13 protein-coding genes are annotated in these 15,066 nt (G+C 62.0%); 8 read left to right on the forward strand and 5 right to left on the reverse strand.

Annotated elements, in window-relative coordinates:
• Positions 1–8 precede the first annotated feature (8 nt).
• Both AB8A27_RS20895 and AB8A27_RS20900 read right to left on the reverse strand, forming a co-directional pair.
• On the reverse strand, positions 9–575 hold the full coding sequence (locus AB8A27_RS20895; RefSeq protein ID WP_441243561.1) for a TRAP transporter small permease: 567 nt from the start codon (positions 573–575) through the stop codon (positions 9–11).
• Positions 576–682: 107 nt separating this feature from the next.
• A complete protein-coding gene (locus tag AB8A27_RS20900; RefSeq protein WP_441243562.1) occupies positions 683–1,687 on the reverse strand; it encodes a TRAP transporter substrate-binding protein in 1,005 nt (334 codons plus the stop codon).
• 348 nt (positions 1,688–2,035) lie between these two features.
• Between AB8A27_RS20900 and AB8A27_RS20905 the strand changes: the two genes are divergently transcribed.
• Positions 2,036–3,259, forward strand: a complete 1,224-nt coding sequence (locus tag AB8A27_RS20905) for a bifunctional alpha/beta hydrolase/OsmC family protein (RefSeq protein ID WP_441243563.1) — start codon at positions 2,036–2,038, stop codon at positions 3,257–3,259.
• A gap of 151 nt (positions 3,260–3,410) precedes the next feature.
• Here the strand turns inward: AB8A27_RS20905 and AB8A27_RS20910 are convergent, their stop codons facing one another.
• Together AB8A27_RS20910 and AB8A27_RS20915 are read right to left on the reverse strand one after the other, a co-directional pair.
• The gene (locus tag AB8A27_RS20910; protein ID WP_441243564.1) at positions 3,411–4,181 is read right to left on the reverse strand and encodes an esterase/lipase family protein; all 771 of its coding nucleotides are present in this window, start codon (positions 4,179–4,181) and stop codon (positions 3,411–3,413) included.
• A 181-nt stretch (positions 4,182–4,362) separates the two neighbouring features.
• Positions 4,363–5,649, reverse strand: a complete 1,287-nt coding sequence (locus tag AB8A27_RS20915; RefSeq protein ID WP_441243565.1) for a DUF445 domain-containing protein — start codon at positions 5,647–5,649, stop codon at positions 4,363–4,365.
• A gap of 186 nt (positions 5,650–5,835) precedes the next feature.
• Here AB8A27_RS20915 and AB8A27_RS20920 point away from each other — a divergent pair, with 186 nt between their 5' ends.
• Positions 5,836–6,102: a hypothetical protein gene (locus tag AB8A27_RS20920; protein WP_441243566.1), complete on the forward strand. Its 267-nt coding sequence runs from the start codon at positions 5,836–5,838 to the stop codon at positions 6,100–6,102.
• A 181-nt stretch (positions 6,103–6,283) separates the two neighbouring features.
• Here the strand turns inward: AB8A27_RS20920 and AB8A27_RS20925 are convergent, their stop codons facing one another.
• Positions 6,284–7,618: a dihydroorotase gene (locus AB8A27_RS20925; protein WP_441243567.1), complete on the reverse strand. Its 1,335-nt coding sequence runs from the start codon at positions 7,616–7,618 to the stop codon at positions 6,284–6,286.
• A gap of 150 nt (positions 7,619–7,768) precedes the next feature.
• Between AB8A27_RS20925 and ygfZ the strand changes: the two genes are divergently transcribed.
• From ygfZ to AB8A27_RS20955, 6 genes are all read left to right on the forward strand, one after another.
• Positions 7,769–8,653, forward strand: coding sequence for a CAF17-like 4Fe-4S cluster assembly/insertion protein YgfZ (gene ygfZ / locus AB8A27_RS20930; protein ID WP_441243568.1), 885 nt, complete (start codon positions 7,769–7,771; stop codon positions 8,651–8,653).
• A 13-nt stretch (positions 8,654–8,666) separates the two neighbouring features.
• Positions 8,667–9,293 (forward strand): DNA-3-methyladenine glycosylase I, encoded by a 627-nt coding sequence (locus AB8A27_RS20935; RefSeq protein WP_441243569.1) that lies wholly within the window; start codon positions 8,667–8,669, stop codon positions 9,291–9,293.
• Positions 9,294–9,320: 27 nt separating this feature from the next.
• A complete protein-coding gene (locus AB8A27_RS20940) occupies positions 9,321–9,935 on the forward strand; it encodes a YfbR-like 5'-deoxynucleotidase (RefSeq protein ID WP_441243570.1) in 615 nt (204 codons plus the stop codon).
• Positions 9,936–10,038: 103 nt separating this feature from the next.
• Positions 10,039–10,545, forward strand: coding sequence for a tyrosine phosphatase family protein (locus tag AB8A27_RS20945; RefSeq protein ID WP_441243571.1), 507 nt, complete (start codon positions 10,039–10,041; stop codon positions 10,543–10,545).
• A gap of 128 nt (positions 10,546–10,673) precedes the next feature.
• A complete protein-coding gene (locus AB8A27_RS20950; RefSeq protein ID WP_441243572.1) occupies positions 10,674–13,367 on the forward strand; it encodes a DUF2339 domain-containing protein in 2,694 nt (897 codons plus the stop codon).
• Between the two features lie 143 nt (positions 13,368–13,510).
• Positions 13,511–15,019, forward strand: a complete 1,509-nt coding sequence (locus AB8A27_RS20955) for a flavin-containing monooxygenase (RefSeq protein WP_441243573.1) — start codon at positions 13,511–13,513, stop codon at positions 15,017–15,019.
• Positions 15,020–15,066: the final 47 nt, after the last annotated feature.

A 15,066-nucleotide genomic window follows, 5' to 3' on the forward strand; every position in this document is an offset into this window, starting at 1 on the left:
CGGCGAAGCTAGTCGAGAGGTATGTGTGCGTCGCTGCCATCCTGCGGCGGCGGACCGATGGTCAGGCGTTCGACGACAAAGAGAAACATCATCGCGCCGGACACGGGGATCGGCATGTAGGTGATCCCGACAGACAACCAGGGAAATTCATCCACCGAATTGCCCCAGGTGGTCATCACCAGCTTCATGCCCCAGATCACCATGAACAGCGCCACGACAGCCATCAGCAACTCGCTAACGAAAGCAGCCGCGACACGCGCGTGGGGCGGCAGCAGGTTGGTCCCCACCGTCATGTTCATGTGGATGCGCTGGCGATAGCAATTCGCAGCGCCAATAAACGTCACCGCGATGGTCAGCAACACCGCCAGCGGCTCTGGCCATGACGCCGCGCTATTCAGAATGTAACGCGTGTAGACGGCCCACGGGATGATCGCAGAGATCAGCACGAGCGCCAGACACGAGAACACGGCACCAGTCCAGTACAATGCGTTCATGGCGCGTCGAAAAGCGGCGGCGGGAGCACTGATGGTCTCCGCCCGTTCGGTCATCATTGTTTTGGAGACGGCTTCGGACATTGGACCTCTGGGAACGCAAATCTCTCGGCCGTCGTCCCCGCCCCGCGCACGCCTTTGGCGTGCTAGGCGGGGACGACACGTTGAAAATCCGACGAGCAAATCCGCTGCTAGCTCACCGCAGCGATGCGCTTGGTCATGTCGGCGTATTTCGCGCCGTATTTGTCCCACACCGGCTTCACGGCATCGCGGAACGGCTGCTTGTCGATGGACGTGACGATGTCGGTGCCAACTTCCTTCATCTTGTCGAGCGCGGTCTTCTCTGCCTCATACCAGAGCACGCGCTGTTCGAGCTGCGCTTCGCGGCCGAATTTCTTCAGCAGCGCCTGATCGTCGGGCGTGAGCTTCGCCCATGATGCCTTCGAGAACACCAGCAATTCCGGAATGATCAGATGCTCGGTCATCGAGAAATATTTGGCGACCTGGAAGTGGTTCTGCGCCACGAAGGATGGCAGGTTGTTCTCGGCCCCATCGACGACGCCAGTCTGCATGGCGCTGAACACCTGATCGAAGCCCATGGCGACGCCGTTGCCACCGAGCGCATTCATGGTGTCGATAAACAGGGGGTTACCGATCATGCGTATCTTGAGACCCTTGAGATCGGCCAGGCTCTTGATCGGACGTTTGCTGTTATAGATATTGCGCGAGCCGGCATTCATCCAGCCGAGCGCGACCAGGCCGGTTTTTTCGTTGGCCGTGATCTTGTTCAGCAGTTCAGCGCCGATCTCGCCATCAAGGACGGCTTCCATGTGTTTGGAATCGCGAAACACGAACGGCATATTGAAGACATTCACGTCATCGACCACCGGGCCGACTGCGCCGACTGAAATACGGGCGATCTGCAATGCGCCGACCTGGGCCTGTTCGATGGCTTCCTTCTCGCCGCCAAGCTGCATGGACGGAAACATCTGGATGGTGAGCCGGCCATTGGTGGCCGCATCCAGCTTCTTGCCCATGCGCACCACGGACTCGACCGTGGGGTAGCCGAGCGGATGGACGTCGGAGGCCTTCAGAACCATCTTGGTTTGCGCCTGCGCCGGCGTAAGCCGCCCGAGACCGGTCGCACCGACCGCAAGCGCGGCCAGGCCGCCTTTGACGACATCTCTTCTCTTCATGGACGAAATCCTCCCTATGAATTTCCCGATGCGGCGCTTTGGCCGTTATTCTGGTTCGCCCCTTTGTGGGGTCGATCTTGTCGTCGCAACTCTAGGAGCGAGCCGGCCCGCCGTCCATCGGCTTGTATCGGCAGCGCATCCACAAAGTTGTACGATGACCCGACATCTAGCACCGACACCGGGGGTCGGCAAGCGCATGCTCCAGCGACCGCGCAGGACTAAAGTTCAACCCGAGGTGCAGCGCGAAGAGGCGGCAGCTCGAACGTCACTCCTGCATAGGTGTTTGGCATCCGCTGACCGAGCGGAATCGGTGTAGAATAGAGACATCTGTCACGATAGGAGCCATCCGTGCCAACCGAACGCTTTCAATTCCCCGGCGCGGCCGGCCATATGCTGGCGGCGGCGCTCGACCTGCCCGATGGCGAGGTCCATGCCTATGCGCTGTTCGCGCATTGCTTCACTTGCGGCAAGGACGCGCTCGCGGCGCGGCGCATCTCCACGGCGCTGACGCTCAAGGGCATCGCCGTGCTGCGCTTCGACTTCACTGGCCTCGGCTCCAGCGAGGGCGATTTCGCCAATAGCACGTTCTCGTCGAATGTCGCCGATCTCGTAAAGGCCGCCGACCACCTGCGCGAGATACGGCAGGCGCCCGCGATCCTGATCGGCCACAGCCTCGGCGGCGCAGCGATCCTCGCCGCCGCTGAACAGGTGCCGGAAGCCAAGGCCGTCGTCACCATCGCGGCGCCGTCCGATCCCGCCCACGTCACCGACATGTTCGCCGAACATGTCGACGCAATCCGCGAAAAGGGTGAGGTCGAGGTCAAGCTCGCCGGTCGGCCATTCAGCATCAGGCGCGAATTCCTCGACGACATCGCCGAGCATAATCTGATGGCCAAGGTGACGAGGCTTCACAAGGCGCTACTGATCATGCACGCGCCCACCGACGACATAGTGGGCATCGACAACGCGACGAAGATTTTCGTCGCTGCCAAACATCCCAAGAGCTTCGTCTCGCTGGCCGGCGCCGATCATCTGCTCACGCAAAAGCATGACGCGATCTATGTCGCCGATGTCATCGCCGCCTGGGCCGGACGCTATCTCGATGCCGCCGCCGTCACGCCCGTAGCAAGCCTCCCCGAAGAGCCGCGCAGGGTGATGGTGAGCGAGACGCGCGCCAGCAAATTCCAGCAAGTCATCACTGTCGGCCCGCATCAGATGCTCGCTGACGAGCCGATCGCCGCCGGCGGCGAGGACACCGGGCCCGGTCCGTATGATCTGCTGCTCAGCGCGCTCGGCGCCTGCACCGCCATGACCATGCGGCTCTATGCGGATCGCAAGGCGTTGCCGATGGACCACGTCACGGTGACGCTGAACCACAAGAAGATCTACGCCAAAGACTGCGAGGAATGCGAGACCAAGGACGGCATGCTCGACCAGATCGAGCGCGTCATCACGATCGACGGCAAGCTCGATGCCGAGCAACGCACAAAGCTCATGGAAATCGCTGACAAATGCCCGGTACACCGGACACTAACGTCGGAGATACGGATCGTGACTAAGGCGGCGGAGTAATCCGCGAACCTCTCCACGTCATTGCGAGGAGCCTTTGCGACGAAGCAATCCAGTCTTTGCTTGCAGCCTTCTGGATTGCTTCGCCCAAACGAATTGGCCTTGCCAACTCGTCAGAGCTCGCAATGACGGCGGAAAGTGGGGTGCGTGCCCCCTACCTGTTAGGGTCCGGATAGACCAGGCTACGCCAGCCGGAGCGATCGAACGGCGCCCACGCGCCTTCCTTTTGCGCGAGACGTTCGGCCACTGCATAGACGACCGCAGGGTGATGGCCCATGCCGCAATGGCTGCTCTCGACCTCGATGCTTTCCGACATCGCCGATGACTTCTCCATACAGCCTTGCCAGGCACAGACGCCGTCGGTGCGGCTGTAGATCGCGGTGGTCGGGACCGGCGGCGTATCGGCGAGCGCGCCACCGAAATCGTCGTCGGTGTCATCGGCACGCTTGCCGCTGGCGAATTCATAGACGCGCCAGGCATTGGTGGACTTGGGATGGCCGGCAAACGGGCTACCCAGTGTGATCACCGAACGAACGCGGTCCGGCATCATCTTGGCGAGCTGGCGTGCGTAGAGGCCGCCAAGGCTCCAGCCGACAAGACTCACTTTGCGGCCGTGCGTCTCGTTCATTTCTTTCAGCAATTCGACCATGCTGCCCTGCACGCCATCGCGCAGGCCGAGATTGCGGCCCTGCTTCCAGCCGCTGACGGCATAGCCGCGGCCCTTGAGGAACGTGCGGAGCGGCCCCGTCGAAACATCCGAGGCCACGAGGCCCGGCAGTACCAGTACCGGATGACCATCGCCGCGCGGCGCGAGATTCAGCAGCGGCAGCGCGCCGAGAAAGGCGCCGAATTCGTGGATCGCACGGCCTTCAAGAAACATCAGGGTTTTGGATGGGGGACGTTGCGCCTGGGCCGTAGCCGACATCTGGTTTCCTCTCGCCGGCGCGTTGGCCGGTCATATCGATTGATTTGAAAGCAGCCTCACAGGGAGGGAATCACGCCACTCACCGAAGTATCAATTCACTGAAGTTAAGGTCGTGTTTGCTGCAGTTCAAGCGCACCCCGATACCCACCGGCCGCCTCGCTTCCGCAATGCGGAACAGCTCTCACAGCAGTCGCAACAGAACTTCGATCGTGTAAAGCACCAGCCCGGCGAGCCCGCCGATCAGCGAACCGTTGAAGCGGATATATTGCAAATCGCGGCCTATATTGACTTCGATGACACCGATTAGCTGCTGCATGTCCCAGCCCTTCACCTGATCGGCAATAAAACTCGACACACCGCTCTTCTGGTCGGCGATGAACGTCCGCAGCACCACGACGATGCCCTGATTGATCTCGCCGCGCATCTCGGCATCGGCGCGCAGCGCCGCGCCGGCCTCGACGAACACATTGGCGAGATGATGTGCCAGTACATTGCTTTCGCCCGATGCACTGCGCTCGATGAAACTGCGCGCATTGTTCCAGAGATTACGCCCGAGTTCGGCAAGCTCGGGCCGCGCCAGCAGATCGCGCTTCAACCCATCGATGCGGCCGGTGAAGCCGGGCTCGGTCTCCAGCCGATCGACGAAGGACAGCAGCATGCGATCGAACTCGCCGCGGAACGGGTGCGCGGGATCCTTGCGCACGTCGTCGAAAAAAGTCGTGGCCGACGCGACGATGCGCTTTAGCAGGAACGCATCGGCGCGATAGAGTTTGAGCAACGTCGGCAGCTCGTCGCGAATCTTGTTCTTGATGACGGCCAGCGTGTCCGGCTCGGTCAGCGCGCCATGCATGGCGCCGAGCAGATTGTCGAGCAGACCCTGATGGCGACCGTCGCGAATGAAACCGCGCATGGTGCCGGCAGCGATAGGCGCGAGATCAACCGACTGCAGCTGCGTCATCACGCGGCGGACAATGAAGGTTTTGAGACCAGACGTTTCCGTCGCCGACATCGCCTCCGGCAACAGCCGCAGCAAGAAACGCGCGAGATCGGCGCTACGCTTTTTATCGCTCAGCCAGTCTGCAACGAAACTCGCAAAATCAACCTCACGTAATTTTGCCTCGACCGGCCCGGCTTCGAGGAAATGCACCTCAATGAATTCACCCAGCTTGTCGGCAATGCGATTTTGATTCGCCTGGATGATCGCGGTGTGCGGAATCGGCAGACCCAGCGGCCGACGGAACAGCGCGACAACGGCGTACCAGTCCGCCAACCCGCCAATGGTCGCGGCTTCCGCAAAGGCCGCAACGAATCCGAACACGGGATGAATCGGCAGCAGGATTTTCGCCGTTATGAACACCACCAGACAGCTCGCCAGCACCAGCGCCGCAACCGCCTTGACGCGGCGCAGCTCTGCTGCGCGCGCAGCGTCGCCGGGACTCGCGAAAGACGAAAAACTGTTTGCGTCCATAGGCTTCCTCAACCGGTCAAGATGGCCGGTTCCCGCTGTTAACATAATGTCGGACAATGTGAGTCGCTGTTGTTAACCTTTCCTAAAGATGTCGCTCGCGGAACCTGCTCCGCGTGGTAAATCTCGATTCGAACTTGCGAGGCGCGCTTCGCTTTGATGCGCGCCGAAGACCGTTTTGGGAATTTCATGAGCGAATCATTGTCGTACCGCCCCGCCCGCGATCCGCTACCGGATCAGGAACAGAAGCAGGCAGCGCTGAGCTATCTCAACGAAGCCTGGGCGGAAGCACGGCACGACGGCGTCGATGGCGATTGCCTCGCGCAGGCCAGCCTGTTCGCAGCCTTTGCCGAGCTCGTTAGCACCTATGGCGAAGACGCCGTGGCGAAGTTCGTCGAGGGCCTGCCCGGTCGCGTGCGCAATGGCGAGTTCTCGCTGACACTGGCACGGCAGTAACGGCTAAGCACCAGTTATCCTCAGGCGTCTTCAACAGACTCAAATATCATCGCCCGGCTTGACCGGGCGACCCAGTAGAGACTGGCTTCACAGCTTCACACTCCGATGGCGTTTACCGGATCACCCGCTTCCGTGGGTGATGACAGCGGAGAGTTGAGCGATACGGCAATGCCGCACGCCATCACGCCTTCAGCGTTTCCAGGAATTTCACCGTCTCGCCCTGCGACGGCGTGACCAGTTCGCCCTGCCACATCACGCGGCGGCCGCGCACGAAGGTGCCGACCGGCCAGCCGGTGACTTTCACACCGTCATAGGGCGTCCAGCCGGCCTTCGAGGCCACCCAGTCATTGGTGATGGTCTCGGTGCGCTTGAGATCCACGATGGTGAAGTCGGCATCATAGCCCGCGGCGATGCGGCCCTTCATGGCGATGTTGTAGAGTCGGGCTGGACCCGCGCTCGACAGATCGACAAAGCGTGCCAGCGACAGACGGCCGGCGTTGACGTGATCCAGCATGATCGGCACCAGCGTCTGCACGCCGGTCATTCCCGAAGGCGATGCCGGATAGACTTTCTTCTTTTCCTCGAGCGTGTGCGGCGCGTGGTCGGAACCGAGCACGTCGATGATGCCCTGATGGATGCCATTCCAGATGCCGTCGCGATGACTGGCATCGCGCACCGGCGGATTCATCTGCGCCAGCGTGCCGAGGCGCTCATAGCATTCCGGCGCCGCCATGGTCAGATGATGCGGCGTCGCTTCGCAGGACGCGACGTCCTTGTGGTCCCGCAGATATTCGATCTCTTCTTTCGTTGAGATATGCAGCACATGGATCCGCTTGCCGGTCTCGCGCGCAAGGTTGACCAGCCGCTGCGTCGCCATCAGCGCCGCAGTCTCGTCGCGCCACACCGGGTGGGAACGGGTGTCGCCTTCGATGCGCAGGTTCTTGCGTTCATTGAGGCGATATTCGTCCTCGGCATGGAATGCGGCGCGGCGCTTGATGACCTGGAAGATGCGACGGAGGCTGTCATCGTCCTCGACCAGCAACGCACCGGTGGATGAACCAATGAACACCTTCACGCCAGCGCAGCCAGGCGCACGTTCCAGCTCCGGCAGGTCCTGTACGTTCTCGCGGGTGCCGCCAATGAAGAAGGCGTAGTCACAATGCATGCGATGATGGCCGCGCTTCACCTTGTCGGTGAAGGTCGCCTCGTCGATGGTCAGCGGATTCGTATTCGGCATTTCGAACACGCCGGTAACGCCGCCCATCACGGCGCTGCGTGATCCGGTCTCCAGATCTTCCTTCTGCTCAAGGCCCGGCTCGCGAAAGTGCACCTGGGTGTCGATCACGCCCGGCAGGATGTGCAGCCCCTTGCAGTCGATCACCTCGGCGGCCGAAGCCGTGCCGAGCGATCCGATGGCGGCGATTCGGCCACTGGATATGCCGATATCGCGCAGGCCTTCGCCGTCCTGATTGACGACGGTGCCGTTCTTCAAAATCGTATCGAATGTCTGGGTCATCTGGTCTCGTCACAGCCTGTGGATGCCGCGCAGGATGAGCGCGGGCCTTGTTGTCGGCATCTTAGCGGCTTAACTTTGACTGTCATATCCGCTAGCCGCGATTCCCCCTCGTTTCCGGCTCGTTTCCTGGATTTTTTCGAGATTTTACTCATGAAAGCAGCGTTCCTCCCCGATCGGGGTGTGGTGAAAATCGCCGGCGATGACGCCCGCGGTTTCCTCAACAACCTCGTGACCTCCGAGATCGAGGTGGTGGCGCCGGGCACAGCACGGTTCGGCGCGCTGCTGACGCCGCAAGGCAAGATTATCGCCGACTTTCTCGTCACCGAAGCACCAAGCGGCCATGGCGGCGGCCTGCTGATCGATTGCGCGCGCGAACTGGCGCAACCGCTGGCCACCAAGCTCGGCTTCTACAAACTGCGCGCCAAGGTGACGGTGGAAAATCTCTCCGATGCGCTCGGCGTACTCGCGGTGTGGGACGGCGAACCCGGCATGAAGCCGGATCTGACCTTCGCGGACCCACGCGATGCCGCGCTCGGCTATCGTATCCTCGTGCCGGCGGATCTCGCCGCGAAGACGGCGGCGCTAATCGGGGCCGAACTGGTCGGCGCATCAGCCTATGAGGCGCATCGCATCAGCCTCGGCGTGCCGCGTGGGGGTACCGACTTTGCCTATGGCGATGCGTTCCCGCACGAAGCCAATATGGACAAGCTCTCCGGCGTCGATTTCGACAAGGGCTGTTACATCGGCCAAGAGGTCGTTTCCCGCATGCAGCATCGCGGCACCGCGCGCACACGCATTGTCGGCGTCACGCTGGATGGCGCGGCGCCCGCCGCTGGCACCGAAATCCGCGCTGCGGACAAGCCGATCGGCACCATGGGCTCGTCCGCCGATGGCCGTGGCCTCGCCATGATCCGCACCGACCGCGCCAGTGATGCGCTCGACGCCAATGCAGCTTTCCTGGCTGGCGATATCGCCATTCATCTCGCCGACGCCGCTGCCGTGCGCGCGCTGGCCACGAAGAAGACCTCTGCATGAAAAAGATTGACGCATGAGCAAACCAGCGATCAGGCACGCCGACGGCAAGACACGCTGCCCGTGGCCGGGCGAAGACCCGTTCTATGTCGCCTATCACGACACCGAATGGGGCGTGCCGGAATATGACGACCGGGCACTCTACGAAAAGCTGATCCTCGACGGCTTTCAGGCCGGCCTCTCCTGGATCACCATCCTGCGCAAGCGCGACAATTTCCGCGCTGCATTCGATGACTTTCAACCGGAAAAGATCGCGCGCTACAGCGAGAAGAAAGTTCACGCGCTGATGAATGACGCCGGCATTGTGCGCAACCGCGCCAAGATAGAAGGCGCGATCCTTAGCGCCAAAGGCTATCTGAAAATCATGGAAGAAAGCGCAGGCTTCTCGAAATACCTGTGGGATTTCGTCGACGGCAAACCGCTGGTCAACAATTTCAAGACCCATGGCAGCGTGCCGGCCTCGACACCGCTATCGACCAAGATCTCGAAAGACCTGCAGGCGCGCGGCTTCAAATTCGTCGGCCCGACCATCGTCTATGCCTTTATGCAGGCCACAGGCATGGTCAACGATCATCTCGTGACCTGCTTTTGCCACGAGGCCTGCATGGGCCTGAAGCGCAAGCCGCGCCTCAAGGCGAAGTAGCGGCAAGAAACTCAAGAACAAGAACCGATGGCCAAATCGAAATTCTCTACTGACGTCGCCACCCGTGCCTGGCAACGCATGCTGTCGGGCCGGCGGCTTGATCTGCTCGACCCCTCGCCGCTTGATATAGAAATTGCCGATATTGCCCACGGCCTCGCGCGCGTCGCGCGCTGGAACGGGCAGACCCACGGTGCGCATATTTTCTCGGTGGCGCAGCACACGCTGCTGGTGGAGGCCGTGTTGCGCGAGCAGATGCCGCGCGCCGACGAGCGTGTGCGGCTCGCGGCCCTGCTGCATGATGCGCCGGAATATGTCATCGGCGACATGATCTCGCCGTTCAAGGCCGTGATCGGCGGCGACTACAAGGTGATCGAAAATCGCCTGCTCGGCGCGATCCACATCCGCTTCGGCCTGCCGCCGGTACTGGCCCCGGAAATCACCAAACAGATCAAAGCCGCCGATATGGGCGCCGCTTATCTGGAAGCCACACGCCTTGCAGGCTTCAAGGAAGCCGAGGCAAAACGGTTATTCGGTAAGGATCCCGGTTTGTCCGAGGCCATGATCGAGGACTACCTGACGCCATGGTCCGCAGGTAAGGCCGAGAAGCGCTTTCTGACGCGGTTCGAGACGCTGCTGGGGTAATGCGCCTTCTTCTCCCCCGAGCGCAGAGAGTAGGAAGAGAAAAGCGCCGCGCCTTTGCTCGCCACAAACGCGGGTCTATAATCAGGCACAACAAAGGACTGCCATGATCCACGTCTGCTCGCTCGCCGATCTGCACCCCACCGTGAAGGACACGGCTGCGAGCCACGTGCTCACCATCATGGCCAATGTCGCCCAGGTGCAGCGGCCGCCGTCGATCAGCGAGGCCAATCATCTCAGGGTTCAGGTCGACGACATCACCGAGGCCATGGACGGCTTTGTCGCGCCGAACGAGGGCCATATCGCGCAGGTGCTGGACTTCGTCCGCGGCTGGGACCGGGCCTCACCGCTGGTGATCCATTGCTATGCCGGCATCTCGCGTTCCACCGCCAGCGCCTTTGCCGCCGCCTGCATGCTTAATCCGAACCGCGACGAACGCGACATCGCGCTGCGCATCCGCGCGGCCTCGCCGATCGCGTCCCCCAACCGCCTGCTCGTGACCCTCGCCGACAAGGCGCTGGGCCGCGGCGGCCGCATGGTTCGCGCGCTCGACGAGATGGGCCCGGGCAATCTGACCGTGGTCGGCAAGCCGTTTCGCCTCGATCTGGATTAATTCCAGCAATTGCACGCCGGCGCGTGAACTAAAGTTCTCCACGACAACACATATCGATGGCCATGTCCCCGGACGCTGTTCCGGGGCATGATTGACGCGCGCCCTGTGTCTTGAAGGTTTGATAGTCGATGTTCGATGATTTCGGTTTCGTCACGCTGGTGATTGCCATCGTTGCCTTCATCTTCGCGCGCAAGGCGCGCAATGAGGTGAAGATATTACGTGCCCGGCTCGACGCCTATGAGGCGACGCCACATATGGCTGCGGCGACGGTAGCAGCAGCAACACCGGACCTCACAGCGACCGCACCGGACATCGTTGCCTCACCAGCCCTATCTGACGCTTCGGCCGAGGTCACCAGCGAAGCCGCGCTCTCGATGCAGCCGGATGTTCCCGCACAGGCCGCTCCCGAACCCATCTCGCCCGTGGAGCCACCTACCGCCCGCCCCGGCTTCGAGGAACGGATCGGCACCCGCTGGGTGGTCTGGGTCGGCGGCCTCACGCTGGCGCTCGGTGGCTTCTTCATGGTGCGCTATTCCATCGAAGCCGGCCTGCTCGGCCCCGAAGTGCGCGTACTGCTCGGCGGCCTGTTCGCCCTGGCGCTGCTCGCCGTCGGCGAATTCGCGCGCCGCAAGGAAAACCTCTCATCAATTGTGCCACTGCCCATAGCCAATATTCCGGCGATCCTCACAGCGGCCGGCACTGCCGTCGCCTTTGCAACGGTCTATGCGGCCTATGCGCTGTATAACTTCCTCGTGCCCGGGACGGCCTTTGCCCTGCTCGGCATTGTCGCCATGTGCACCATGGCTGCGGCCTTGCTGCACGGCCCGGCCCTTGCCGGCCTCGGCATTGCCGCCGCCTTCGTCACGCCGGTGCTGGTCTCGTCCGACAAGCCGGATTACTGGGCGCTGTATATCTATCTCGCCATTGTCATGGCAGCCGCCTTCAGCCTCGCGCGTATCCGGCTGTGGCGCTGGCTGGCGCTGACCACCATCGCCTTCGCGACGCTATGGACGCTGCCGGGCCTCGACGGCGGGACGCCTGCCCTTGCACCGCATACATTCCATGTGCTCGCCGGCTTCATCCTCGCTTCGCTGCTGGTCGTCTGTGGCTTCCTATATGGCCCGCCGGCCGACGAAGGCCGCATCGAAGGCATCTCGTCGGGTGCACTCGGCGCGAGCCTGCTCAGCGCAACACTGGTCGTGCTTTCCAGCTTTCATGCCGACATCGCCATGGTGACCTTCGCGCTGATCGTCGCCGGCACGCTGTTCGTCGCCTGGTATGCCCAAGCCGCCACTGCGGCGGTTGCCGTGGCCGCAGGCTTCGTCGCCGTGGTCTTCCTGGAATGGGCCATCCAGGGCAATTTGGACATGCTGGTGCTGCCCGGCGGGCCGCTGGCCGGCATCGGCGCCAGCCCGGTGGAAAGCTCGGTGTCGCTGCATCTCGCATCCGCCGGCATCTTCGGCATTGGCTTCGGCGCGCTCGGCTTCCTCGCCCAGGGCCGCTCCGTCAGCGCCGTTATTCCGGTGATCTGGTCGGGCGCCGCGGTGTTCACGCCGCTCGCGCTGTTGATTGCACTCTATGCCCGTATCGCGCATCTCGATCGCTCGATTCCCTTCGCCATCCTCGCCGTGATCATCGGTGCAGCCTTCGCGGCCGCGACCGAATTGCTCAGCAAGCGCGAGCAACGCCCCGGTCTCGCGATCTCCACCGCGCTGTTTGCCACCGGCACGCTCGGCGCACTGGCGTTGGGGCTGACTTTCGCGCTGGAAAAAGGCTGGCTCACTATCGCACTGTCGCTGATGGCGCTCGGCACCGCATGGATCTCGATGCAGCGGCCGATCCCGTTCCTGCGCTGGCTCGCAGCCATCCTCGCCGGCATCGTCGTCGCCCGTACCGGCTGGGAACCGCGCGTGGTCGGAAATCTCGTCGGCACCACACCGATCTTCAACTGGCTGCTATGGGGTTACGGCGTGCCGGCTGCCTCGTTCTGGGCTGCCAGCATCCTGATGCGCCGCCGCGGCGATGACGCACCACTACGCATGGTGGAGTCCGCAGCGATCCTGTTCACGGTGCTGCTGGCCTTCATGGAAATTCGCCACTTCGTGAATGGCGGCGACGTCTACCGGTCGTCGTCGAGCCTTACCGAAGTCGCGCTGCAGGTCTGCGTCGCACTGGCCATGGCGATCGGGCTGGAACGCCTGTGGGAGCGGAGCCGCAGCATCGTGCACAGCGTCAGTGCCGGGTTGCTCACACTGTTCGCCGGCGTCGCAAGTCTCGGCGGATTGCTATTTCTCACCAACCCGGCGATCTGGCGCATCGACGTCGGCGGCATTGTCTTCAACCTGCTGCTGCTCGGTTATGCCCTGCCCGCCGTGCTCGCTTTGCTGCTGTCCTACGCCGTAGCCGGCCGCAGGAAGCCCGCCTATGGCAACACCATCGCTGGCGGCGCGCTGGTGCTCGCGCTGGCCTATGTGACACTGGAAATCCGCCGCATCTATCACGGGCCGATTTTCTACAACGCAACGACCACCGATGCCGAACAATATACGCTATCGATTGCCTGGCTTGGCTTCGGCGTCTTACTGCTCGGCCTCGGCGTGATCTTCTCATTACAGCGCGCACGCCTCGCCTCGGCGATCGTGATCGCGCTGACGGTGCTGAAGGCGTTCCTCGTCGATATGTCATCGCTGACAGGCGTCTATCGTGCACTGTCCTTCATGTGCCTCGGCCTCGTGCTGGTGGCCATCGGCTGGCTGTATCAGCGCATTCTGTTCTCGAGGCGCGCGCAGTCACCGGCGGCGGCCCCTGCAGCAGAAAGCTGACGCCTCTCCAGCGCAATTCCCACTTGCGCATTCCCTGTGATCGTCAATGATACCGATCGCGGCGATCCCCGACCTCAGGCCGGGGATCGCCGCATAAAAGCATCCGCGCACCAAGCGCGAGAGCCAAAAAAGATCGGGAGCCCATGAACGTCCAGGGAAAGATTGCCACAGAACCGTCCGTCGAAAACTCCGCCGAACATGTCGATGTCATCGTCGTCGGCGCCGGCATCTCCGGTATCGGCGCCGCCTATCATCTGACGAAGCAAAATCCGGATACGCGCTTTCTGGTTCTGGAAACCCAGGACAGTTTCGGCGGCACGTGGCATACCCATCGCTATCCCGGCATCCGCTCCGACAGTGATCTGCATACCTTCGGCTATCGCTTCAAGCCATGGACCTCGGCACCCATCGCAACCGCTGCAGAAATCCTGCGCTATATGGGCGATGTGATCGCCGAGAACGGCCTCGACACGCATATCCGCTACAAGCACAAGATTTTGTCCGCCAACTGGTCGAATGCTGACAAGCTCTGGACCCTCGCGATCATCCGTCACGACACCGGCGAAACGTTGTTCTTCACCACGCGTTTTCTCTGGATGTGTCAGGGCTATTACAATCACAATCAGGGATATACACCGCAATGGCCGGGCATGGACCGGTTCAAGGGCCGCATGGTGCATCCGCAGACCTGGCCGGAGGATCTCGATGTCACCGGCAAGAAGGTCGTTGTGATCGGCTCGGGCGCCACCGCGGCGACCTTGGTGCCGGCCATTGCCGATAAATGTGCTGAAGTGACCATGCTGCAGCGCTCGCCGACCTTCTTCATCACCGGTCGCAATGCCAACGCGCTGGCGGAGACGCTGCGCGAGCTGGATGTCGACGAGGAGTGGGTGCACGAGATCGTCCGCCGCAAGATCCTGTTCGACCAGCAGGCCTTCACCAAGCGAACCAACAGCGAGCCGGAGGTGGTGAAAGAGGAACTGCTGAAGGGTGTGCAGGCCTATCTCGGCAAGGACTACGACATCGCCACGCATTTCACGCCGCGCTATCGCCCATGGCGGCAGCGCATCGCGTTCATTCCGGATGGCGACCTGTTCCAGAGCATCAAGGCCGGCAAAGCGACCGTGGTCACCGACGAGATCGAAACCTTCACCGAGCGCGGGATCACGCTGAAATCAGGCAAGACGATCGATGCCGATGTGGTCGTCACCGCCACCGGCTTCAACCTGAACGTACTCGGCGATATCGCTTTCTCCATCGACGAAACACCGCTGAACTTCTCCGACACCGTGACCGATCGCGGCATGATGTTCACCGGCGTGCCCAACATGGTGTGGATCTTCGGCTATCTACGCGCCAGCTGGACTCTCCGCGTCGATCTCGTGGCTGATTTCGTCTGCGGGCTATTGAATCATATGGAGGAGACCGGTGCGACGAAGGTGACGCCGATGCTGCGGCCTGAGGACAGCGACATGCCGCTGCTGCCCTGGATCGACCCCGAAGACTTCAACCCGGGCTACATCATGCGCGGCATGCATCTGCTGCCGAAGCGTGGCGACAAGCAGGAGTGGCAGCACAACCAGAACTACTGGAGCGACAAGGACGTGTTTCCGGCCATCGACTATGACGATCCGATCTTCAGATACATGTAACAAAGGTTCAACACATCGCGCATTTGTCCAAGCATTGCGCGAACTTA

This window comes from Tardiphaga sp. 768_D3_N2_1 (genome assembly GCF_052076105.1).
GTDB lineage: Bacteria > Pseudomonadota > Alphaproteobacteria > Rhizobiales > Xanthobacteraceae > Tardiphaga.

Bases quoted from the DNA above. Each gene is read 5' to 3' on its own strand.
- AB8A27_RS20910 (WP_441243564.1), bottom strand. From the start codon at position 4,181: ATGTCGGCTACGGCCCAGGCGCAACGTCCCCCATCCAAAACCCTGATG.
- AB8A27_RS20925 (WP_441243567.1), bottom strand. From the start codon at position 7,618: ATGACCCAGACATTCGATACGATTTTGAAGAACGGCACCGTCGTCAAT.
- AB8A27_RS20940 (WP_441243570.1), top strand. From the start codon at position 9,321: ATGGCCAAATCGAAATTCTCTACTGACGTCGCCACCCGTGCCTGGCAA.
- AB8A27_RS20915 (WP_441243565.1), bottom strand. From the start codon at position 5,649: ATGGACGCAAACAGTTTTTCGTCTTTCGCGAGTCCCGGCGACGCTGCG.
- AB8A27_RS20900 (WP_441243562.1), bottom strand. From the start codon at position 1,687: ATGAAGAGAAGAGATGTCGTCAAAGGCGGCCTGGCCGCGCTTGCGGTC.
- AB8A27_RS20955 (WP_441243573.1), top strand. From the start codon at position 13,511: ATGAACGTCCAGGGAAAGATTGCCACAGAACCGTCCGTCGAAAACTCC.
- AB8A27_RS20895 (WP_441243561.1), bottom strand. From the start codon at position 575: ATGTCCGAAGCCGTCTCCAAAACAATGATGACCGAACGGGCGGAGACC.
- AB8A27_RS20945 (WP_441243571.1), top strand. From the start codon at position 10,039: ATGATCCACGTCTGCTCGCTCGCCGATCTGCACCCCACCGTGAAGGAC.
- AB8A27_RS20935 (WP_441243569.1), top strand. From the start codon at position 8,667: ATGAGCAAACCAGCGATCAGGCACGCCGACGGCAAGACACGCTGCCCG.
- ygfZ (WP_441243568.1), top strand. From the start codon at position 7,769: ATGAAAGCAGCGTTCCTCCCCGATCGGGGTGTGGTGAAAATCGCCGGC.
- AB8A27_RS20920 (WP_441243566.1), top strand. From the start codon at position 5,836: ATGAGCGAATCATTGTCGTACCGCCCCGCCCGCGATCCGCTACCGGAT.
- AB8A27_RS20950 (WP_441243572.1), top strand. From the start codon at position 10,674: ATGTTCGATGATTTCGGTTTCGTCACGCTGGTGATTGCCATCGTTGCC.